The organism is Cyclobacterium xiamenense, from assembly GCF_900109255.1.
GTDB classification, from domain to species: Bacteria; Bacteroidota; Bacteroidia; order Cytophagales; family Cyclobacteriaceae; genus Cyclobacterium; species Cyclobacterium xiamenense.
Window position 1 is genome coordinate 1,223,909 of sequence record NZ_FNZH01000001.1, and the last position, 22,808, is coordinate 1,246,716.

A 22,808-nucleotide genomic window follows, 5' to 3' on the forward strand; every position below is an offset into this window, starting at 1 on the left:
TTTTTCGAGAAGAAAGCCAAGTCAAATTTCGATGCGGCGTATCAATACATCTAAGGAAAAGTGATCAGTGAATCAAACAACATAGAACGGATGAGCGAGATCCTTGATACGGAATCTCATTCGATGCACTGTTTTATCAGCGATTCCAAGTGGAATGCCCATGCGGTGATGGACCGAGTGGCAACATGTTTCTCCCAATTGTTGCCAGGGCGAACGCTCGAAGGATTGCTGGTCAATGAAAACGGATGGGCCAAAAAGGACGATTATGGACTTGGATCTGGTTACCCATTTTCAGCCAATGGGAGCAAAACGGCCAAACTCCCTTCGCCTCTGAGGCCAAAGGAAAGCAGGGTTTACACCAGGGTAGGTAACGGTATTGGCTCGTTGGCACCTGCCAATTGGCAATCTATGGTATTCAAGTGTTTAGTTAACAACGTATCGAAAGCGCTGTTCCATTTAAGAACCTTGTCCATTTCGAATACAAATACGAATTCAAGGGAAAATGAGCAACTAGAGGTGTCCGAACGAAAAAGCAAGAAACGGGAGAGAATCAACTACTCTTTAACCAATCCCTTTTTGAGGCCGCATGCCGAACAGATCCTGGCCGATACGCAGGCGCAGCTGTCCGTAGTAAGGGCCAATTCCGAAGAACAAAACCGAATCCCGGGAATAAATCCGTTCCAGACGCCTAGATTCCGCCGGAGACATCACCTACTTGCGGTAATCATGATTTCTAGGTGTTTCATGCTCAAAACCATACCTTTAAATCGATACGAAACACCAATTCTCTCGTCTTGGGACCCAGAGAATGCACTGTTCGTCAAGTTCTACAAAAAATTGGCTGAAGGAGGCTTCTTAAAGCGACGAAAGGACAGCCATAGTAACCGGCAACATCAAGTCGATATCTGGTATTCATAACAATAAAATATACAAACGTACGATTAGGAATATATTTCACATCTATTATACAGGCCACCAATCAAAAAAATTCAAAACCAATGAAAAAGATTATCAAAACATATTACGCAAATGTGCAAAACATGGGGGACTTACTGAATGAACTATTGATCCGCAATGTTTTTGGGCAGGATCTGGTTCGTCATAAGCCATCAACCAGTGAATTAAGTTGCATTGGAAGTGGTATGGATAGTTTTATGAAAAAAAATAGAATGTATCCCAGATGGTATTCAACGGCTCTTCAATTGCAAAGTAAATTTGTTAATTATCCGAATATTGTATGGTGCACTGGTTTCCTGTATAGTGAAACCGAAGATTCCAAATTCATACGACAAATGGAGTTTAGTTCGGTTAGAGGAGAATTAACCAAAGCGCGTGTTGAGAAAATTATCGGCCAAAAATTAGACATCCCAACCGGAGATGGCGGTATTTTGGCCCCACTTCTATTTGAAAAGACTATTCCCAAAGAATACAGCATGGGTATTGTGCCACACATGAACGAGCTGGATAATCCGATATTTCAAGAGGTAAAGCAAAAATACCCTAACGCCATTATTATCGATTTAACAGTAGACCCCATGTTGGTGATTAAACAGATCGCACAATGTGACTACATTATTTCAACCAGCCTGCATGGATTGGTCGTTGCTGACAGTTTTAAAATTCCAAATAAATGGATAAAACTAACAAATTTGATGAAAGGTGACGGTTTTAAGTATCACGATTACTATTCTGCGTATGGGGTAACCAACGAACCCATTGACATTAGTAACGGAGATTCTCCGACCATCAATCAAATTATCGATGATTATAAAGTTATCCCGGACATAATGGAAAAGAAACAGAAAGAGGTCCATGACGCCTTTCCTTTTTAACGCTAGATTGAGCGATTGAAGGTACTCCATCCCCGTACGTAATGTGTGTTTATTTTGTTAAAATCATGGAATAATCGTACCTTCCTATCCGAAAGAACGCGCATAATGAGCATGGAGTCAACACAAATTCATTAGAGAAAAATCATGGGAAAACACTGATCGAGGGAGGATATCGCGTATCTGCTTGTTTTTTTGCCAAGCCAATTTTTTCAGGAACCAAGCCGATTCTACTCTCGATAATGTATAGCCACAGATTGAAGGAAACGTGACCGGTGAATTAGACAACATACAATGGATAAACAATACCTCTGATACGAAAAATCACGCTTGGTATGATTGAATTAGCAATTCGAACAGGAATGCCCATACAGTGATGGGTTTGGTGCTTCACGTGCGAAAAGCGTCTAAACCAAGATGGAATACCCATTCGCTAACCAAAAGATCTCCTGAATTTTCTGTTCGTTACGTTTGACAAAGTAGTGACTGAAAACCAGTTGCTTTGGTAAGTAAATAACTGCCACACAAAACCGAAATACGCTATAGACCTCTGTTAGTCAAAACAATAAATGTAAAAAAGTAAAATTGTATTAACCCAAAAAGAATTATGAGTAACGAACAAGCAGGCAGAAGGGAATTTATAAAAAAATCCGCGCTGACCACCATGGGTATTTCCACATTGGGAGCGATAGGGTTCTCTGCCAAGAGTTATGGAAAAATCTTGGGAGCAAACGATCGATTGAACATCGCCATTGCCGGATTGGGCAGAAGATTGGGTGCGTTTTACAACCCTATCGGATTAAAGTCCAGCAATGTCAACCTGATGTACCTTTGCGATGTGATGCAATCCCAACGGGAAAAAGCAGCCAGAAATTTTCAAAAACACATCGATTACCAACCCAAACTCGAAAACAGCATTTTGAAGGTGCTGGAAGATTCGGAAGTAGATGCCTTGATCAATGCCACCCCGGACCATTGGCATGCACCGGGCACCTGGCTGGCCCTTGAAGCGGGTAAGCACGTGTACGTAGAAAAACCCTGTAGCCACAATCCCTATGAAGGAGAACTACTGGTAGCCTACCAAAAACAATACGGAAAAGTGGTACAGATGGGCAACCAGCAACGTTCTGCACCCGAAAGCATCGAAATCATCAAGGCCATACATGAGGGTGCTATTGGTGATGTGTACAAGGCGACCGCCTTTTATAACTCCGCCCGTGGGGAAGTGCCGAATCAGAAACAGGCAGCCCCTCCGCAAGGATTGGATTGGGAACTGTTTCAAGGACCTGCCCCCAGAAGAGGGTATACCGACGATACCTGGAACTACAACTGGCACTGGTATGGCTGGGATTATGGTACTGCCGAAACCGGCAACAACGCCACCCACGAACTGGATGTAGCCCGATGGGCCCTGCAAGTTGACTTCCCGGAAAAGGTAATGGTCGATTCAGGTAAATACCACTGGCCTAACGACGGTTGGGAAATGTACGATACCATGGATGCCGTATTTAAATTTTCCGGCAACCGCACCATTCAGTGGGACGGAAAAAGCCGAAACGGACACAATACCTACGGGCCGGGCCGGGGAACCATCATCTACGGTACCGATGGCTCGGTTTACGTGGATCGCGGCGGGTACAAACACTTTGACCGGAATGGAAAAGTGGTAAAAACCAATGAGTCCGGTGGTAGCGAAGCGGGCACAGCCCTTGGCGGTGGTGGCGACATGTCCACCCTACACGTGGTCAATTTCTTCGAGGCCATTCGGGGAAAACAAACGCAAAACAGTCCCATCGACGAAGGTGCAAAATCCGTGTTGCTTTGCCACCTGGCAAACATCGCCTCCCGAACAGGCGAAGTATTGGAATGCGATTCCTCCAATGGGCACATCAAAAATAGCAAACAAGCCAGCAAGCTGTGGAAACGAGAGTACGAAAAAGGATGGGAACCTAAACTCAAGGTATAGGCCCCTCCTTCTTTACCACCCACAAACCACCAATTATCCCCGGTACAGCCGGGGATTTTTTATAGTTACATATTTTGGCGCAACGGACGAGCGACGAGCGGACGTTCAAAACGCCGGGAATGATTCGACGACTCTCTCCTTTTATTGGACGCCACACAAGATCAGCCAGGCGTACCCGCGAAAAAGGCATCAGCAGAAGTTACCAGCAAGGAAATAGCAACCCTATCAACGCAAAGGAGCAGCACGCGATCCAAGTTTTTGCAGGTACCGACCGTAGCGATTCATCACCCAGAGATGTAGGCGCGCCTGGGTAGAGACATACAAGTACCAGGGTATTTTGGGAACAAATTCGTGAATGGCCGTAATGATGTACTTACCTCCCAGCACTTCCCGGAATTCCAACCATCCGTAATCCGGACGACCGACCAGCCAGCCCCCACTGATGTAAAACAATTGTCTTTTCTTATCGCTTCGGTCTTTGATCCAGCTTAGTTGCAACATGGGAACGGTGATAGAAAACAGGTAAAAACTGACCACGCCTTCCCGATTTTCCCGGGCATTGATAATCGATTTGAAAAACGTTGGTAGCCAAACTTTGTACCGATTGGCAGCCCAATAGGCACTTTTACCAAAGGTATTGGAAAGCCGCTGTATGCTTCTTACGGTATTTTCCCGACGACCCAGGGGAATAAATGTTGGTAAAAGCGGTTCCTTTCCGGAACGCAATGCGATTTCAACCGCCTCATCATAGGTCTGATAGTCGATTGGGAATTCCTGAAAGGCCAATTCATCCGAAACGGTCATGGTATGTTTGAGGCTTTCCACCAGTGGGGACACCAACTGCGCCGGACTCTCGCCAAAATAGCCTACCCAGAGCTTGGAGAGGCCCGGGGAAAAAAACGGCACGGAAAAAATATACCGCTTTTTGCCCATCACTGCGGCGGTTTTCAGCATCATCTCCTGGTAGGACATGATTTCCGGGGAGCCAATTTCGATGGCTTTTCCAAAGACATTCGGATTTCCCAGGCAGCCGTCAATGATGGTCAGTGTATCCTGTAGGGAGATGGGTTGGGTTTTGGATTCTGTCCATTTCGGGCAGATCATTACCGGTAATTTTTCGACGAGGTTTTTGATCATTTGAAAGGAAGATCCGCCGGGACCTACAATGATACTTGCCCGAAGTGCCGTGAGGGCAGCGGTGCCGGAAGCCAGGGTTTTTTCCACTTCCAAGCGGCTCCTAAGGTGCCGGGACCAGGTGTTCTCCGATTCCTTTTTTGGCAGAATGCCTCCCAAATAAACAACTTGCTCGACCCCATTGGCCGAGGCTGCCCGGGCAAAATTGTCGGACAGCAAAAGATCCGTATCCTCAAAGCTCCCCTGATTCAAACGGGTGGACGCATTCATGGAATGCACCAGGTACAGCGCATAATCCACTCCCTGCAGGGCTTTTTGGGTAGAACTGATCGAATACAATTCCACCTGCCGCCATTCGATTTCGGGATGGGGATTGTCCTGTACCTCCCTCCTGCTCAAACCAATAATATGGTACTTGTCCTTAAAGCGATCCATAAACCAGCGACCAATATACCCCGTTGCACCGGCGATGGCCAGCACCTTTTTATTTCCTTTTTCCATTGCCTACCTAACTGCCGTTCATCCAAATTGTTGATGAAGAAATAAGGTAATGCGATAAATGTATTTAATTGCTACCGGGATTTATTTATCTTAAAAATTCGATTTCATCTATCTTATAACTGATTCCCTACTAAAATGAGCCGGTTCTACTTGATTGCCCTACTATGTTTGACATGCGGCTCCCTCCCTGCCCAAAACCAAATTCAGACCCATACTAAAAATCCCCATTACTTTTCCTGGGGAAGTACGCTGGCATTTTTGATCGGGGCAGCTGGTTTTCAACTTAAGGAAGAAACCATCCAACATTCCACCAAACGGCTGTCCGTCCGGATACCTGCCGATTTACTTCATTTGATCGCGCATATAAAAAAGGTTAATCAATAAAATTCTTTAGATATTCAGAAAAAAATGAGAAATGAGTGGGAATAGGATTATTTTAGACACCAATATTTTTCTTTACTTATTGTCAACTGAAATCGCTCGTTCTGTATACTTTAATTGTGACAAAAAAAATTTATAAAAATTTATTAATATCAATATTAAATCCATTCATTTTTAATTCCTTAGCTAATTTTAACTTCCAGGCCTCAGATGAATCATACGGAATATAAAGAATACCGGAAAAATCAGAAGGAATTTCAACATCATTTTCATAAATTACCGCCACATGCTTTCGACCAAGTTTTCCCAAAAAGTATCCTAATTCAAGTATTACATTTTGTCTGGCTCTTTTATTATATTTTCTATTTCCTCTTTTTCTTCCTTCATCATCTCCCGTCATTAAAACAACAGCAAAGTCAACGTCACTATATTTTTCAATCTGTTCAATAATAGTGTTACTTCCTGAAGCCTGTTCATTGATTATTATTGTTTTGAGATCTTGTTTTTCAAGAAACCTTGCCACCGATTGCTTCAGTCCTTCTTCGTGACCATGAACGATGAATATTTTCAACTTTGACAGTTGGGTTAAAGAACCGCTTTCCTTTTTGGAAATTCCCTTTTCATTTAAAGTATATTTTTCATCTTTTTCTGAATTAAATTCTATTACCTTTAAAATTGGGTTTAAGGATTCTTCCGAAAAACCAATTAACGAAAGACTATCATTTAAATGGTCAAGATTCTCTTTGTGCTTTAGTGATTTAATGAATTCGCCAATAATGAAAGATGTTATTTGTTCCCAAACCTGATTGGATGGAATATGATTAAAAAGATCTGCTAATGCAGTCAAAGAATCTGACCATTCGTGATCAAATCCAACTGCATAAAATGTCCTTTTTTCAGCTGCATGCTTAACAAAATTGTCCCAATGTTCGTGTAGGTCTCTCTTAGCCAGTAACATTCTAAATTCTCTAGATGTAAGAAATTCACCTATACCCAATTCATTCAAGTCATCGTAGACGATCTTATATCTTGGTAAAATCTCTCTCATATTTTTTAGTCAATTTTGCTCCAAAACCATCACTTTAATCTCCTTAAAAACCTTTACTCTTGATAGTACTCAGCGATGCTGTATCTTCCTGATGTCATTTTCCAAATATCCAGTCCTCTTCCCAAGATGATTTTCCATCCGCTGTCAAGTTCTATATTTCTGTCATGTTATAAATCATCTTCATACTTTCCAAGCCTGCTATCCAGCTCCTTATTTTGTCCTGCACTTAATTCAAAAGAACTTTCCTGCGCTTCCTTTAATCCTTGAAGTTTTTCAAGAACAGATATGTCCTGAAGCTCGGTAAGCCAGTGGATAAGATCGATTTTAATAGATTTTACGTCCATACCTATCATCATTTTACCCATTAAAGTTAACGATTTATTTATGGATTTGATTCACCCCGGCGGGCAATGGTGCTGCACCGCCCTTTTCCGTTCCTCCAAGTTCACCAAAAAAATCGCAGACCAGCATTTTCTCCTTATCTTTACCCTGCAAATCACAAATCCGGAATTTCATGCGTAGTATTCTTATCAAAACAACTTTTATACTCCTATTCATTGCCTCCCCTGTCCTGTCCCAGGAAGAAACCGACTGGCAGGTAGCTGCTCCCGAAGGAGATTGGGAATTTAAAAACGTAACCTTTACTACCGATGAAGGCACCTGGATGAACCTGGATGTCAGTCCTGACGGGAATACCATTGTTTTCGATCTGTTGGGAGATATCTACTCCATGCCGATCTCAGGAGGAACCGCAACTGTCCTGAGATCAGGCCTGCCTTTTGAGGTACAACCTCGCTTCAGCCCGGACGGGAAATGGATTTCCTTTACCTCTGATGCCGGAGGGGGTGACAATATTTGGGTGATGAAGCCCGATGGCAGCGAGGCTCGTCAGGTTACCAAAGAGTCCTTCCGCCTGCTCAATAATGCGGTGTGGATACCGGATGGCAACTACCTGGTGGCCCGAAAACACTTTACCTCCGGCCGGTCCCTGGGTGCAGGAGAAATGTGGCAGTACCATATTTCCGGCGGAGAAGGATTGCAACTTACCCAACGGAAAAACGACCAGCAGGATGTCAATGAACCCAGTGTATCGCCCGATGGCAGGTACCTGTATTTCAGCGAAGACATGGCTCCAGGTGGCAGCTTTGAATACAACCGGGATCCCAATGGGCAAATTTATGTGATCAAACGCTACGATTTTGAAACAGGTGAAACGGAAACGCTCACCGGAGGACCCGGAGGTGCAGCCCGGCCCCAGGTTTCTCCGGATGGAAAAAAACTGGCCTTTGTAAAACGAGTCAGAACCAAATCGGTGCTCTACATCCACGACCTGGAAACGGGCGAAGAATGGCCGGTCTATGATGAACTAAACAAAGATCAACAGACTGCCTGGGCTATTTTTGGGGTTTACCCCGGATTCGCCTGGATGCCGGACAACCGGCAGATTCTGATTTGGGCCAAAGGGAAAATCCAGAAAATCGATACCGAAAACCTGGAACAAAGCAACATTCCTTTTACGGTAGACGCGACTATTCCAGTAGCCGAACGGGTTCATTTCAGCCATCCCATCGCAAGAGAGACCTTCACCTCCCGCATGATCCGGGATGCAGTCACTTCGCCGGATGGTCGGCAACTCGTATTCCGGGCATTGGGCTATCTCTGGATCAAAGACTTGCCAAATGGAAAACCGAGAAGAATTACACAGGGTACGGACTTTGAGGCGGAACCTGCCTTTTCTCCGAGAGGGGACAGGCTCCTTTTTGTAACCTGGAATGACCTGAACAAAGGAGCCATTAAAGAAGTGAATTTGAGCAATAATCGGATAACCATCCTTAGCCAGGAAAAAGGAATCTACCGAAACCCCTCCTATTCTCCGGATGGATCACGGATCCTCTACCGAAAAGAATCGGGCAACCTGGATCAGGGCCGCACTTTTACCAAAAATCCCGGCATCTACCTGATGGATCGGCAATCCCGGGAGACCAAAAAGCTGGTGGAAGAGGGCGATTTCCCGGTATTTACCAAAGAAGGCAAACGAGTATTTTTTCAGACCGGCGGAAAGTTCTTCGGAAACCTGATCAAAAGCCTGAAATCCGTAGACCTTAACGGACAGGACGAGCGCACACACATTGAATCCAAATACGCCAACCGCCTTGTTCCCAGCCCGGACAACCAATGGGTAGCCTTTATCCACTTGCACAAAGCCTACCTGGCACCCCTTGTACTCAATGGACAAACGGTCAACCTGGATGATAAAACCAAATCCCTGCCGGTGGCCCAACTATCCGAAGATGCGGGCCTGAACCTGCACTGGTCTCCAGACAGTGAGACCATTCTTTGGACGCTGGGGGATGCCTATCACAGCACGCGACTGGACGAAAACTTTGATTTTCTGGGCCAATCAGATAGGAAAGAGGAAAAAACCGAAAACGAACCGATAAAAATCGGTTTGGAGGCTGCGGTCGATCGGCCGGAAGGGATCATTGCCTTTACCGGTGCCACCCTGATCACCATGGAAGGAGATGAAGTAATCGAAAACGGCACGGTCATCGTCGAAGGTTCCACTATCAAAGCAGTAGGTGCCTCCACTGCCGTTTCCATCCCCGATGGAGCAGTTGTGTACGATATGGCCGGAAAAACCATTATGCCGGGCATCGTGGATGCCCACGCCCATATCGGCGCTTTTCGGGATGGGCTCACGGTGCAGCAAAACTGGCAATTGTACGCCAACCTGGCCTATGGCGTGACCACCGCCCACGACCCATCGGCCAATACTGAAACGGTCTTTACCCTTTCCGAAATGGTGCAAAGTGGAGCACTTGTAGGGCCCCGGATTTTCAGCACGGGCTTTATTCTCTATGGCGCGGATGGCGATTTCAAAGCGGTCATCAACAAGCTGGAAGATGCCCGGTTTTCGGTACGCCGTACAAAGGCTTTCGGTGCCACGGCCGTAAAATCCTATAACCAGCCCCGCCGGGATCAGCGGCAACAGGTATTGCAGGCTGCCCGGGAATTGGGGGTAAATGTGGTGCCCGAGGGTGGATCCACCTTTTTCCACAACCTTTCCATGATTCAGGACGGGCACACTGGCATCGAACACAACATCCCCATTGCACCGGTGTACAAAGACGTGTTGGAGCTCTGGGGTCAAACGGAGGTGGGCTACACCCCCACGCTGATTGTCAACTACGGCGGCATCAACGCAGAGTACTACTGGTACCAGAAAACAAACGTTTGGGAAAACGAAAAATTACTGCGCTTCAGTCCCCGGGGAATGATCGATTCACGGTCTCGTCACCGCACGATGGTCCCGGAGGAAACCTACGAAAACAGCCATATCCTCACTTCCCGGCAGGTCACCGATCTGGCGAATAAAGGCGTCACCGTAAATCTGGGTGGTCACGGACAACTTCAAGGCCTGGGTGCCCACTGGGAATTGTGGAGCCTGGCCCAGGGAGGCATGTCCAACCACGAGACGTTGAAAGCGGCCACCATCAACGGCGCCCGGTATATCGGTATGGATGCGGATTTGGGATCACTCAAGCCCGGTAAACTGGCCGATTTGATCGTTCTGGAAAAAAATCCGCTAGCGGATATCCGCCACTCGGAAAGCATTACCCATACCATGATCAACGGACGCTTGTATGAAACGGAAAACATGAACGAAATCGGCCACCGTAACCGGGAGCGGCCGCCCTTTTACTGGGAAAACCGATTGTTTCAGGAAGCCTTTCCCTGGCACGAAAGCATCCAAACGTACATGCACAGCGGCTGCGGCTGCGGCGTAGGCAGGCACTAGGACTCCTTTCGATCTACAAAAAAATAGGGATCCTTCGTTAATTGGAGGGTCCCTTTTTCCCAAAGGCTCCGGGCATCCATCCGCACCGATGCTGCCTGCAACACCTTTCCTTTTTGGCAGGAATCCGATCCCAACAGCCCGTCCACCCGCTCGTACCGCTGTTCAAATCCAGCAAAATCATGCCTAAAATACGATTTCGACATTTCCCTCCCTGCCTGATCTACTAATGTATAATTAACCCTGGCACCCAATAGATAAGGTGGCTTGATCCCTTCTTCCACGGCATGCATGGAGGTATTGGGCCGGGTCCCACAACCCAGGAACAAAATCTTTCCATGCACTTCAGGAAGCTTGGCAAAAGGAGAATGCGGGCCGCAGGGAGTGTCATCCCGCAAATGTTCGGCGAGAAAATAATCGCTTAATTCTCCAATCGCACAGACCGAATGCGTGGGATGCATGCTTCGTTGCACGCCTGGAAAGGTGCGGAAAAATTCCGGCAAGGCACCGACACACGAGGGAGTTTCCAAAACATCGAAAACGGGATTTTCCGGGGTGACGGTCTTAAAAGATAGCGCGGGCATCAATAAGGTACCTTTTGGTCCAAGCTGTTCCAGTAATGCAGATACCACAATTTTAGCCCTGTCAGGAAATTTTCCAAGCGCATTTAGGGAGGCATGAACCAGTAAGTGGTCTCGTGCTCTTATTCCGAGCTGGTCCAGGTCTTTCAGAATCAACTTTTTCCAATCCCTCATCGTAAAAAATTGAGAAAGCCTATTTTTTTAGTGTCAACTTTTTGAAGGAACGCGTAAGGTCCAGCAGGGACTGCTCTACTCCCATTCGTTCCAGGGAAGAGGCACCCACAAAACCGTGTACATCGGTGGCTTCCAGCACCTGCCGCACGTCCTCCGGGGTATTGATCGGGCCGCCATGGGCTAGGAAAAAAAGGTCGGGATTAATGGATTGGCAGGCATCCATTATTTCACGGGTTTTGTCAATCGCCTCCTCCATGGTACAGGAAGCACCGGTAACCCCCACGGAACCCCCGACGGTGGTCCCTACATGCGCAATGATGGCATCTGCCCCGGCTTCCGCCATTTTGATTGCCTCTTCCGGCTTGGCAACATACACGATGGAAAACAGGTCCATTTTGTCTGCTATACGCACCATTTCGACTTCTTTGTCAAAACTCATTCCGGTCTCCTCCAATATCTGACGGAAATTTCCATCTACGATGCAGTGGGTGGGGAAATTATTGATTCCCGAAAAGCCCATGTCCTTCACTTTGAGCAAGTGGTGCCAGATCCTTCGCCGGGGATCCGATCCGTGAACGCCACAAATCACGGGCACTTCTTCCACTACCGGCAAGACCTCAAACTCACCGATTTCCATGGCTACCGCATTGGCATCTCCATAGGCCATCAGGCCAGCTGTGGAACCATGACCGGACATGCGAAATCTCCCCGAGTTGTAAATGATAATCAGGTCTGCCCCGCCTTTTTCTATGAATTTGGCACTAATACCTGTCCCTGCACCGGCAGCGATTATAGCCTTGTTATCAGCGATTGTTTTCTTTAACCGTTCCCTGACTTCCTGCCGGGTGTACGGGTTTCCTTTTCCTGTCCACGGATTGGGCATAGCGTATTATTTCGTGTTAAGCCTGCAAGATATTTTAAAACCGGCAGCTAATCAACTTTCCGTAGAAAACCGCCCGGCGCTGCCTGACCCACCGCTTTGCTTTTTTTCCAACAGATCCAGCAGCAGGTCCACCGCGACGCCTGCAAATCCCATATCGTTGATATGCGCTTCCAGCGACATTTGTTCGATTCCAGGGTCCAGATAGGTCTCCCATGCACGCTTCAGTGCTGCGGTGCACTTTTGATCATAAAAATGATTCCCAGGCGCATCCAGCTGCGAAAAGCCCCGCAGGGGTAACAATACCCGGATACTTTCTTTTGCCTGGCTTTGGTTCAGCTTTTCTGCGATCTGCCGTCCCAGCTCAAAATTTTCCTGCTCATTGGTACGCATCAGGGTCACATCGGGCGCCCATTGGTAGAAAAGCCGATTGACGTAGGCTTCCGGTACAGCGTCCGGCATACCGAAGTTGACCATATCCAGGCAACCGGGAGCCAGCAAGCAGGGAATCCCTCCTTCGATCGCGGCCGTCAATCGATCCGGGCCGGCGCTCAGGATTCCGCCGCATAGCTCATCCGCCAGTTCGGTGGTCGTCAAATCCATTACGGCATCGAATACGCCCTCGCGTATCAATGCTTCCATGGCCTTCCCTCCAACGCCATTGGCGTGGAAGGCCATTACTTCGTACCCCTTTTGCTCTAGCAAGCGGGTGCAGGCGTTTACGCAATCAGTGGTGTTGCCAAACATGCTAATAGCCACCACCCCCTTTACGCCGTCGGATTTCTGTTCCGGAACCTTCGCCATGGCAACAATAGCCGCGGCTGCCTGATCGATGAGTGGCCGGATGATGGCATTGAGTCCCGCCATATCCACGACCGAAGGAATCAAAACGATGTCCTTGACGCCTACTAGATGCGAGACATCCCGGGTAGCCAGGGTAGATAGACAGACCTTGGGAAACCCCAGCGGCAGCACCTGCATGGCTTTTAGCAGGAGATACGTGCCTCCGCCCCCTCCCATACCTATGACTCCGCTGATTTTTCCTTCCTCATAGAGGACCCGAAGCAATTTTGCAGCACCCGCTGCCATCCGCTCCAGGGCGTGAGCCCGATTATTTTTTTTTCGCAGCGCTTCGATGGAGGTTCCAGCCAGGGAAGCCAGGTAGTCCGCTTCCACGTCTACGGAGAATCGGTCGGTGCTGCCAAAAATTCCGGCATTGATGCCGATCACCTGGGCTCCACTGACCAATAGCTGCTCGCGTAATCGCGCAAAGACTTCTGCCTTGGTATCGAAACAACCTAACATCGCGATGGTAGGAGACGGTAGTTCCATTGGTTGATTGCTTGTGTCAGGCGTGAATGTACGGATAAAACCAAGCTTCTGAAAAACATTTCGGGAAACCGGAAGCATCCAGCCCTTCTTTTTTTACGATAGCCCCCCTCCCGGAAACTTTCATTCCATTGCCTTATCTCGTATATTTAACCATCATTGAAAACCCTACAAATTGAAAAAGGCATGACCACAAGCGACCTTCTTTTTAAAAAAACCAGAAAAGACCTGGAGTTTCTGACGAGTTGTTTTCAAAAAGTACTGCACCAGCTGGGAGAGCACGAACTGGAAAAAATCCTCGCCCAAAAATCCAATCCGCTGGACATCGATTGGGAAGCGGGCGAATTGGAGGAAAAGCACATTCAGGTGCTGAGTATCTACCTGCAACTAATGAACCTGGTGGAAGAAAATGCGGCGGTACAGGGAAGAAGAAAGCTGCTTAATGAAAAGGGATTGGCAGCCATTCGCGGTTCCTGGGGCGAAACCTTCAGTCGATGGAAGGCCCAGGGATTGACCGAGGCTGAGATGGTGGACTGCATCAAGCATACCCAGGTCTATCCCGTTTTAACGGCCCACCCAACGGAGGCCAAACGAAAATCCATTCTAGACCTACACCGGGAGATTTATCTAAACCTGGTCAAGCTGGAAAACAACGCGTATTCTCACTTGGAGAGGCAGGCTCTGGAAAGGGAAATAATTGGACTGCTCGAACGGTGGTGGCGCTCGGGCGAAGTGTACCTGGAAAAGCCCACGCTGGAAATGGAACGCAACAACGTGCTGCACTATTTTTCCAGGGTATTTCCCAAAGCCCTGCAGCATGCGGACCAGCAACTGATCGAAAGTTGGATTGCCATGGGCTTTGACGCCAATAAATTCAGCAACACGAGCGACTTCCCCGATTTTCAATTGGGCAGCTGGGTAGGTGGTGACCGGGACGGCCATCCCTATGTAACGGCCGACTTTACCCGAGACACCTTGCTGGAGCACCGGCGCATGGCCCTGATACTGATCAAAGAAAAGCTTCAAATCCTGGGGGCCCAGATGAGTTTTTCCGAAATCCGTAATCCTGTTCCCACTGGTTTTCGGGAAAAAATCCGGGAAAAAGCCGAGTATATCGGCGCAGACAGCGAACTCGCTTTGCAACGAAATCCCCGGGAACCCTGGCGGCAATTCATCAACCTGATGCTGGTACAGGTGGACAACACCCTGGAGGAACGCAAGCAACCCGTCTACTCTCGCTCCGCTGAATTGATGGAGGACTTGAAAGTAATCCGTCAAAGTCTGCATGAAATCGATGCCTGGAGCATGGTGCGGCAGTTCTTGCTGCCTGTTGAAAGGCATATCGCCTGTTTTGGCTTTCACCTGGCTCGGCTAGACATCCGGCAAAACAGTGCTTTTCACGAGAAGGCCATGGACCAAATTCTGGCCGAAACGTTCCGCGAGTCAACCCCCTACTCCTCCTGGTCCGAAAAAGAACGTGTACGCTTTATTACCGAAGAACTTAGAAGCAACCGTCCCTTTGCCTTTTCCGGGAAATCCTTTGGCCCGGAAGCGGATAAAGTACTGGGCTGTTTTCAATGCGTCAAAACGCACATCGACCGTTATGGGGACGAAGGCATTGGATCCTTTATTATCAGCATGACACGAAGTCTAAGCGACCTGCTGGTGGTATATCTCTTTTTGCGGGAAGCGGGATTGGATCGAAACCGCTACCAAGTGGTACCACTGTTTGAAACCATCGATGACCTGCAGCGCGCCGACCATATACTTCAGGCTTTCCTAGCGCACGAAGCCTACCCGGATCGTTTCTCCTTTCAGGAAGTAATGCTGGGCTATAGCGACAGCAATAAGGACGGGGGAATCACCGCTAGCCGCTGGAATATTTATCAGGCAGAGCAAAAACTCACCAACCTGGCTAGTCCCCTCGGCAAGCGCCTGCGCTTTTTTCATGGCATAGGTGGAACCATTAGCCGGGGTGGCGGAAAGTACCACCGCTTCCTGGAAAGCATGCCGAATGGCAGCCTGCAAGGATCCATTAAAATCACCATACAGGGTGAAACCATTTCCCAGCAGTTTGCCAACTTATTGACGGCAGGATACAACCTGGAAATGCTTTTCTCTGGAACCGCACTTCAGACGGCTCAATCCCTATTCCCCGGAGAGAAACCCCGGTTTCCTACAGAGGCATTGCAGCACCTTTCCGAATTTGCGCAGGATCACTACCAGGAATTGATCCGGCACCCGGATTTTCTGGAGTTTTATGGAGAGGCCACCCCGATCGACGTGCTGGAACTCAGCAAAATCGGCTCAAGACCGGCACGAAGAACGGGGAAACGATCCCTGGAAGACCTTCGAGCGATCCCATGGGTATTCAGCTGGAGCCAGTCCCGGTTCAACCTGACCGGCTGGTACGGCATCGGAACGGCCTTCAAAAGGATTCGGGATACCCAACCCGACCATTACCGGGCCTTGCAGGACCATGCTCAATCCTGGCCGCTCCTCCGCTATATCCTGATACAGGTAGAAACCAACCTGCTGAATGCCGACCAGGAAATCATGAATCAGTACGCCGGACTGGTCTCCAACCGGGATACCGGCATCATCTTTACAAAATGGATCATGGACGAACACAGACGTAGCCTGGAAGAGATCGGCGAACTGCTGGGAAAAGAACGAGATACCCGAAGAATGGGTTTGCTCGACAGCATCAACCGAAGAAAAAATGCCCTTCATGGACTGCACCAGCTTCAGCTAAAAAACCTGAAACTTTGGCGCGCATCCAAAGAACCGGATTCGCCACTGGTAACGCGACTGCTGAAGATCACCACGGCGCTTGCCAGCGGGTTAAAGAATACGGGTTGAGGTACAGCGAAAGCATCCAACGATCCAAACTACTCCCGTAAGTCCCGGTAATCCAGCAGATCCCAGTAGCGAAATCCATTACCCGCTACGCCAATTTGCTCGGACAAATGCTTGTACGGTTTGTGTTGGTATACGCGGGCAGCGATAGCCAGGGGTTCTGCCAGGCGCTCGTTCCGTTTTTCCTGAATCTGATTGTGAGGCCATGTGTTTTTTTCACTCAGGTACGGAAGCATAAAGTCGATCGCTTTCCGGATGCTTCCGCCCTTCGGATTTTCATAGGTCCAAAGATCCCGGCCGGACTGAGCAGCTGCTTGGACATAGCTCATAATTCCCAAGAGATTCATGGCACTGTAATCCCAGGACCGGGTTCGGTCCAGTTCTTTCGGTTGCGACCCATCCGCCTCAATCATCTCATCCAGAATCAAAGGAAGCCCCACCTGAGCCAGGCTGTCGGCGCGTTCCTGCTGATCAACATACAATGCCAGGGGGATGGTCTGTGCAAAATACCAGGTGGTATGGTTGTTTCCATGTATGGCCTCGTCTTTTCCATGCGCGCTGTTGACCAGCCAATCCAGGTAGTGACTGATCCATTCGTGCATGCCTTGTTCTACCGCAGCATCCCAATGCTCGGAACGGGAAAGAATGTACAAGATATCCGGCAATTCCGCAAAGGAGCGGGTATCGATGATGCCGATACCCCTTCCCTCTGTCCTGCCCGGGATTCGCTGGGCGTAGTTGAGATTGGGATTCATTTTCGTTTCCGGATGTATGAACCAGGCCCGGATCAGGTCGATCGCATGGGCGGCGTACCGTTCGTTTTCCGAAAAAAAATGGGCCTGGCTGAGGACCCGCAAGGCAGCCATTAACATACCCAACTCTTCCTTGTCCCGGTAATCGTAGTACTCGGGATTGATTTCCCCATCCCGGCGAATATAGGGTAGTCCATCCTCCTTTTCCGGGTCCGGCCACCAGTAGGGACCCATGCTGGTATAATCGTGGATGTCCCCGCTGGGAGGCAACTGCTTTTTGTGTGTTACTGAAAAAGGACCTTCCTCAAGCTTCTCATCGGCCTCCCTTAGTAGTGCCTGCATGGCTGGAAGAAGGGGTTGCTGAGCCCCGAAGGCAATGCGCGCTTTGGCCTTCTCCATGAGTTCCCCATCTAATAGAATAAACTCCCTACCGGCTGTTTTATCGACCTGCGGAAAGACCAAAAATGGAATACTTCCCAAAAAGAAAATACTGCTATAAATAAATTTTTTCATGTGACCTTGGGTTTTCCTGGGATCATGGATCCGGTTCTAGTCAGAAAAATACAATTTTACCGGAACGTCACCAAAAACGGAAACCAGCAAAACGCGAATTTAAATCGGTAAACACCTATTTCAGGTCAAGGCTACCTTCGCGAATACGCTTCCAGGCGACGACATCCCCGAACGTGCAAAGTCTGGTGGGTACGTATTTTTTCGGTACGGAAGTAACGATCATGAACATCAACGCATCCGGAGGCATGATCCCCTATTCCCCCACGGTACTTTCCTCACAGACCGCAGACGTGTTTTTCCGCAGTTTTTTGATGCTGCCCGGAGATACGATCGCTGCCACCCGGCATAACGGTAGCGACCGTACTCGGGAAACGACTCGTTTATTCGGTTTTTGACCTGCACCTTTTTATCGATTAGATTTTCGAAAAACCTTTTTGAAGGAAAACACGTGAGTACCCCTCCCACTAGATTATTTTACCGGGATCCAAACACTTTTTTCGAAAAACCCGTGCCCATAACTAACTTTTACCTGCGAATGGTCCCCTATGGGAAGCACCTGCCCTCCAGACCTAAGCTCGGATTGGTTTTTTTCCACGATCCCTTCCAGTACCAGGGAAAAGGGGGAGGTTTCCTGCAAGGTAACCGCCATGCTCTCTCCAGACGGTAGGGCCAGCTGTACCGCAACCGGTTCCTTTTGATCGGGATAGAAATTGAGCGGGGCCTCCAAATGAATCAGTAGATCACCTGATTCGTTTTCGCTATAGGTTAGGTGGGTATAGTAATTGGCCAGATAGGCCATACTCGTGTTGAAAGCCGTATTGAACTGAACCCAGCCTTCTGTCCAGCCCAGGTCACCCGCTTCGGGCTGATTGGGGTAATGGAAATTCTTCGGGGAACCGTCAAAGACAAAGGGAAGTTCGTCCAACAGCCCGATCCCTCCTTTGTGCCGACTGTACCAGCCCAGGTCCACGCCCTCTACTTCCTCGGGTCCCTTGAAGGAGAAATGCCTGCCTGTAGGATTTCTGCCAAAGGCATTCTCAACATGCGCCCAGGCAATTTCTTCGAGCCGGGGAGCCAGATTGTGGTCCTTTCCTAAAATGGTATTGGCCGCAAAGATAGCCGCAGGGAAGCCCAGAATATTGCCCGTTTCGTTCCACCCCGGCGGGGTCCATTCGTCTTCTGCATATTTCCGAAAATCCCATAGGTTGTCGGATCGTTGCACCATCCATGCTGCCCATTCTTCCACCTTCGCTTTCAAACCCGGTGGATGCCGGTCCGGGTATTGCTGCGCAAAAAAGGCAAAGGCCCGCATGGTGAGGTGCTCAGACATCCGCTGCCCCTTGGTCGTCATCGGGTCCTCCCAATCCAAATGGGCGATCATCCACTCCAATTGACGGTAAGCAGCATCAAAATAGGTTTCTGCCTGAGGATCTCCCTCCCTCTTTCCAACTTCGTACATCATCAAATTTGGTATCACGGAAAAGCCCGGAGGCATTTCCCCTTTGGTACTGCCCAACTGGGTTTTGCGTGCGAGCAAATCGTGTTCGGGACTTAGGTCGTATCGGGAAGTGGCGTGAGGAGATACGCTTGCCTTCGTCCATACCGAACGGGCATAGGCATACACCCGGTCGAAGTTTTGGCGGGGAAGCCAGCGCGACAGAAATGGCCAGGCATAAAGGAAATGGGCAAGTTCGGCTTTTTGCATCTCGTGGTCCAACTGCTGGGATACCTTCACATCGGCATCCCAATGAATCAATTGCACGATATCCGGTGTGCGTTCCGAAAAGGGCTCCAATACTCCCCACAGTCCCCGGTAATCTTCCGGAAACGAGTCATTGGCCCGGTAGGTGCCGGTTACCTCCATGCGCTCAAAGGCGGCTGGATTGGCCGCGTACAAGGCGACCAAGCTTTGCATGGACCAGTTGAAAAAATCTCCGTCCCGCCAGGCAAAAGACAGGATCCTTTTTTCGGATACGTTTCCCACGTAATGCCTCGCCCCCATCATGAAATCCAACATGCCCCGGTAACTCACCCGCTCCAGCCAGTAGGGCCCGATCCGAAATGGGAAAGATCTCTTATCCCCAGAGGCGACCAAAAATTCCTGATTTGACTCCGGGTTAAAGTCGGAAAAATCACCTTTTTCTCCGGCGATCCTGCCAGAAAAAACTTCCCGGCCAGTCCCTTTTTCCAAAATCACAAAAGAGGTACCATCTGCCATACCCGCAGCGGTAAAGCGCTTTGGCCGGTGAAGGTTGTACCCACTTTGATTTACCAGCAGGGGCATAACTTCTCCTGCACCCTCGTCCACGTATTGCTGCCCCCACAGCGCCAGTTCGGCAATGCGGAGAGACCGGCTTTCCGTCGCAATGAGGCGCACCCGGTCGGTCAGCAATTCTTTCTCAAAAGCAATCGAGACCTCTTCCGCCTCATTACCGGTGGTTTGGTGAAAGGTCCGCCATTCTCCATTTAGCAAGTACTGAAAATCGAAGCCTTCGGCAGGCGGCCCATCTGGATAAAAGCTGAGTTTAAAACCCGTGATCTCCGTCGCGCCCGGCAGCCGAATCGCGATCCAGGGACGTTCACCTGCGCCACTTTCCCAATACGTCTGCACATCGTTGTCCAGTGCCAGCGTAGCGGCGTGGTTTGGTGTTTCCGAACTGCTGGAAACCCGCCCGCTGAGGGATAGATTTCGCTGCGCCTGTACGGGATGTAAACATGCCGCCAAACAAAGTAGCGGCCCAAAGACAAAAAGGAATAAATGGGATGTTTTCATTTTTTAGGTAGTTAATAACACACGATGCCAAACAACGCAGCCGGCGTGGTAGCAGAGGGATGTTCCAGCGTGATTTTTAGGGATTGGGTGGTAACCGCTTCGTCGAAGCGAAGAGTAAAACAGGACTGATGGTTGTCGCGAACCTGGGCCAGCCGATTCCCTTGGTGGTCCGAAATGGAAAAACGCTGCACACAAAAAGGAACCACGTGTTCGGGATGGCCCATTAGGGTAGACTCCAGCGCATGGTCGTAATCCGAATCAAAGAACAACTTTATTTCTTTGATTTTCTGTTCACTATCCCATCTTAATTCAATAGAAGGTTCAGTATCATCGAGGGCGGCAGCCCAGGCATTGGTCTGGCTAGTTGGTCGAAAAATACCATTGCATAAATTTTCCGCGCTAAACATCTGTACGGAACGGTCGAGTTCAAATCCCAGATTGTGTCCATCGGGCCGACGTTCGGGCAGCCAAAAGTCAAAGGAATCCATCCCAATACCCTCCGGAGGCTCCTGCCGGCTGCTGGTAGCCACGGCTTTATTAAATTTCTGAAAAACACTCAAAAGACCCGTCAATCGCGTATTTGAAGTCTTGATCTGTACTAAATCATTCGCAGAAAAGGCAACAAAATAATATTCTGAATTTTTTATAGTACACTCAAAATCAATTAGTAATGTTGATTCACCAGAAGCAATTTCGAATTCTTTTTCCGCTAAAATAAGCTCTGGCGTAAAGTTTCCCTTCCGTTTGCTTCCCATTAACGAAACTCGGAGTTGGGTGGCTTTCGAGCTCTTCAGCCGTACACGAATGCCCGGCACCTCCCCCTCTGTAAGGGGAAGCAACTGTGCCATGGCAAACTCCAACGACTTCCAGGGCCCGTCCATGGGAAGCCCCTGCAACCGATAGGTAGAAGACGGCAGCAACGTCGCCTGTCGGGCCAGTTCCGCTTCATCCGACAAGCGCAATCCAGGGATGTATTGCCCTGACCGAATCAGGCGGTTTTGCAAAATTTTCATCCGTGAAGGCACAAGAAGATCGGCAGGAAGCAGCTTGCTTTCCTGGCACAAAACCGCAGCCATGGCAACAGCCTGTGCGTTGTGTGCACCGGTAGCCATCACACGGGTAGAACCAAAAGCCACGTGGCTACTGCTGACGATTCTTCCTGCAAGGAACAGGTTCTTCAGGTTTCGGCTGTACATGATCCGGTAAGGAATCTGGTACACTCCCTTGGTATGCCATTGGGTACAGCCGGGAAGATCGCCGTATACGCCATCTGCCGGATGTAAGTCCAGGGCCCAGCCCCCAAAAGAAACCGCATCCTCAAATTGGCGCTGCTGGACCAGGTCTTTTTGCGACAACATGTAGTCGCCCTCAAAGCGGCGGCTTTCCCGTTTTCCCGGGATGGTACCCACCCATTCGAGCGTATGGGTAGCCATCTCGGGAAACTCCCCGGAATTTTTGAGGTGATCCCAAATACCGTAGATTACGCGCCAAAGTTCCCATTTGATCGTTTCGGACTCATGAACGGTATCCTTCCTTCCTCCGTACTCCACCCACCATAGCCGGCAGCCATGGTCCTTGAGGTTAAAGGATTTAAAGCGGGGTAGTTTTGCGATTTCCCGATTGGCATACGAAGGAGGAACAAAGCGTACGGGCTTACCGGTATCCTTACTGTAAAAATACAGGCTGTGTCCCAGCAGTTCCCCGTAGGTATCATCCGGTGCAAATGGCTCGTCAAATTCATCCGCCGATTCGGCCCCAATCCGAAAGGCCGCTCCGGCCAAAAAAGCCATGGAGCCGTCGCCGGATGCATCCACAAACAAGGGAGCTTTCAACAGGTATTCCGTAGCGTTCTGGCTGCAAAAAGCCAATGCCGATTCGATGGTGTCCGGACTACTTTTTACCAGGTCGTACATGGCCGTATTCAATAGCAGTCGGATGCCGGGTTCGTTGCTTACCATTTCAATTAAAATGGTATCCAAAATCAGCGGATTGCCTTCCGGATTGCGGTATAAATTCTCCAGGAGAATCTCGTCGATAACGCCTCCTTCCCTGGCCCAACGGTTGTTATTACCCATATGAGAGGTTGCACCCAGGATCCAGAGTCGGATCTCAGACGATCCGTTCCCGCCCAGAACCGGTCGGTCCTGAACCAACACGACCTGCAAGCCCTGCCTGGCTGCCGTAATGGCACAGCAGGTACCGGCCATACCGCCTCCGATGATCACCAGGTCGGCCTGGCATTCCTCCCGTTTGAAACTTCTCTTTCTACTACTAAACGCTTCCTTTTTCATT

17 protein-coding genes are annotated in these 22,808 nt (G+C 49.1%); 6 read left to right on the plus strand and 11 right to left on the minus strand.

The genetic code is table 11. The features are described 5' to 3' along the window. Positions 1–90: 90 nt before the first annotated feature. The 3 genes from BMW71_RS04555 to BMW71_RS04565 all read left to right on the plus strand — a co-directional run bounded on the left by BMW71_RS04555 (position 91) and on the right by BMW71_RS04565 (position 3,795). Positions 91–918, plus strand: coding sequence for a hypothetical protein (locus tag BMW71_RS04555; RefSeq protein ID WP_143057553.1), 828 nt, complete (start codon positions 91–93; stop codon positions 916–918). Between the two features lie 80 nt (positions 919–998). Then, entirely contained in the window at positions 999–1,832 is an 834-nt protein-coding gene (locus tag BMW71_RS04560) for a polysaccharide pyruvyl transferase family protein (RefSeq protein ID WP_092169982.1), read from the plus strand. A 604-nt stretch (positions 1,833–2,436) separates the two neighbouring features. Beyond that, positions 2,437–3,795, plus strand: coding sequence for a Gfo/Idh/MocA family protein (locus BMW71_RS04565; RefSeq protein WP_092169985.1), 1,359 nt, complete (start codon positions 2,437–2,439; stop codon positions 3,793–3,795). 225 nt (positions 3,796–4,020) lie between these two features. On the opposite strand, the gene BMW71_RS04570 is transcribed toward BMW71_RS04565, so the two are convergent. The 5 genes from BMW71_RS04570 to BMW71_RS23655 form a co-directional block, all read right to left on the minus strand. Next, entirely contained in the window at positions 4,021–5,430 is a 1,410-nt protein-coding gene (locus BMW71_RS04570) for an NAD-dependent epimerase/dehydratase family protein (protein ID WP_092169987.1), read from the minus strand. A 514-nt stretch (positions 5,431–5,944) separates the two neighbouring features. Next, positions 5,945–6,859, minus strand: coding sequence for a TIR domain-containing protein (locus BMW71_RS23890; protein ID WP_244891076.1), 915 nt, complete (start codon positions 6,857–6,859; stop codon positions 5,945–5,947). Between the two features lie 53 nt (positions 6,860–6,912). Next, positions 6,913–7,014: an MIT C-terminal domain-containing protein gene (locus BMW71_RS23995; RefSeq protein ID WP_092170312.1), complete on the minus strand. Its 102-nt coding sequence runs from the start codon at positions 7,012–7,014 to the stop codon at positions 6,913–6,915. Between the two features lie 12 nt (positions 7,015–7,026). Continuing rightward, the gene (locus BMW71_RS04590) at positions 7,027–7,224 is read right to left on the minus strand and encodes an addiction module component (protein WP_244891077.1); all 198 of its coding nucleotides are present in this window, start codon (positions 7,222–7,224) and stop codon (positions 7,027–7,029) included. A gap of 13 nt (positions 7,225–7,237) precedes the next feature. Further along, positions 7,238–7,375, minus strand: a complete 138-nt coding sequence (locus tag BMW71_RS23655; RefSeq protein WP_177179569.1) for a hypothetical protein — start codon at positions 7,373–7,375, stop codon at positions 7,238–7,240. On the opposite strand from BMW71_RS23655, the gene BMW71_RS04595 reads away from it, so the two are divergent. Then, a complete protein-coding gene (locus BMW71_RS04595) occupies positions 7,374–10,658 on the plus strand; it encodes an amidohydrolase family protein (protein WP_092169992.1) in 3,285 nt (1,094 codons plus the stop codon). The two genes, BMW71_RS23655 and BMW71_RS04595, sit on opposite strands and share 2 nt — an antisense overlap. On the opposite strand, the gene BMW71_RS04600 is transcribed toward BMW71_RS04595, so the two are convergent. Genes BMW71_RS04600 through BMW71_RS04610 form a run of 3 tightly spaced genes read right to left on the minus strand, consistent with a single transcriptional unit; the run spans position 10,655 to position 13,622 of the window. Beyond that, positions 10,655–11,410: an AAC(3) family N-acetyltransferase gene (locus BMW71_RS04600; RefSeq protein WP_092169995.1), complete on the minus strand. Its 756-nt coding sequence runs from the start codon at positions 11,408–11,410 to the stop codon at positions 10,655–10,657. The genes BMW71_RS04595 and BMW71_RS04600 overlap by 4 nt on opposite strands. A gap of 19 nt (positions 11,411–11,429) precedes the next feature. Further along, on the minus strand, positions 11,430–12,293 hold the full coding sequence (locus tag BMW71_RS04605; protein ID WP_092169997.1) for a phosphoenolpyruvate hydrolase family protein: 864 nt from the start codon (positions 12,291–12,293) through the stop codon (positions 11,430–11,432). A gap of 51 nt (positions 12,294–12,344) precedes the next feature. Then, positions 12,345–13,622 carry a Tm-1-like ATP-binding domain-containing protein gene (locus BMW71_RS04610; protein ID WP_092170000.1) on the minus strand — a complete coding sequence of 426 codons (1,278 nt, stop codon included), beginning with the start codon at positions 13,620–13,622 and terminating at the stop codon, positions 12,345–12,347. Positions 13,623–13,778: 156 nt separating this feature from the next. On the opposite strand from BMW71_RS04610, the gene BMW71_RS04615 reads away from it, so the two are divergent. Then, positions 13,779–16,481 (plus strand): phosphoenolpyruvate carboxylase, encoded by a 2,703-nt coding sequence (locus BMW71_RS04615; RefSeq protein ID WP_244891078.1) that lies wholly within the window; start codon positions 13,779–13,781, stop codon positions 16,479–16,481. 29 nt (positions 16,482–16,510) lie between these two features. Here the strand turns inward: BMW71_RS04615 and BMW71_RS04620 are convergent, their stop codons facing one another. After that, positions 16,511–17,743, minus strand: coding sequence for an alginate lyase family protein (locus tag BMW71_RS04620; RefSeq protein WP_092170002.1), 1,233 nt, complete (start codon positions 17,741–17,743; stop codon positions 16,511–16,513). 221 nt (positions 17,744–17,964) lie between these two features. Here BMW71_RS04620 and BMW71_RS23660 point away from each other — a divergent pair, with 221 nt between their 5' ends. Continuing rightward, positions 17,965–18,138, plus strand: a complete 174-nt coding sequence (locus BMW71_RS23660) for a hypothetical protein (RefSeq protein WP_177179570.1) — start codon at positions 17,965–17,967, stop codon at positions 18,136–18,138. Between the two features lie 74 nt (positions 18,139–18,212). Here the strand turns inward: BMW71_RS23660 and BMW71_RS04625 are convergent, their stop codons facing one another. Together BMW71_RS04625 and BMW71_RS04630 are read right to left on the minus strand one after the other, a co-directional pair. Beyond that, the gene (locus tag BMW71_RS04625; RefSeq protein ID WP_092170005.1) at positions 18,213–20,516 is read right to left on the minus strand and encodes a discoidin domain-containing protein; all 2,304 of its coding nucleotides are present in this window, start codon (positions 20,514–20,516) and stop codon (positions 18,213–18,215) included. A gap of 11 nt (positions 20,517–20,527) precedes the next feature. Continuing rightward, entirely contained in the window at positions 20,528–22,807 is a 2,280-nt protein-coding gene (locus BMW71_RS04630; RefSeq protein WP_092170008.1) for an FAD-dependent oxidoreductase, read from the minus strand. Position 22,808: the final 1 nt, after the last annotated feature.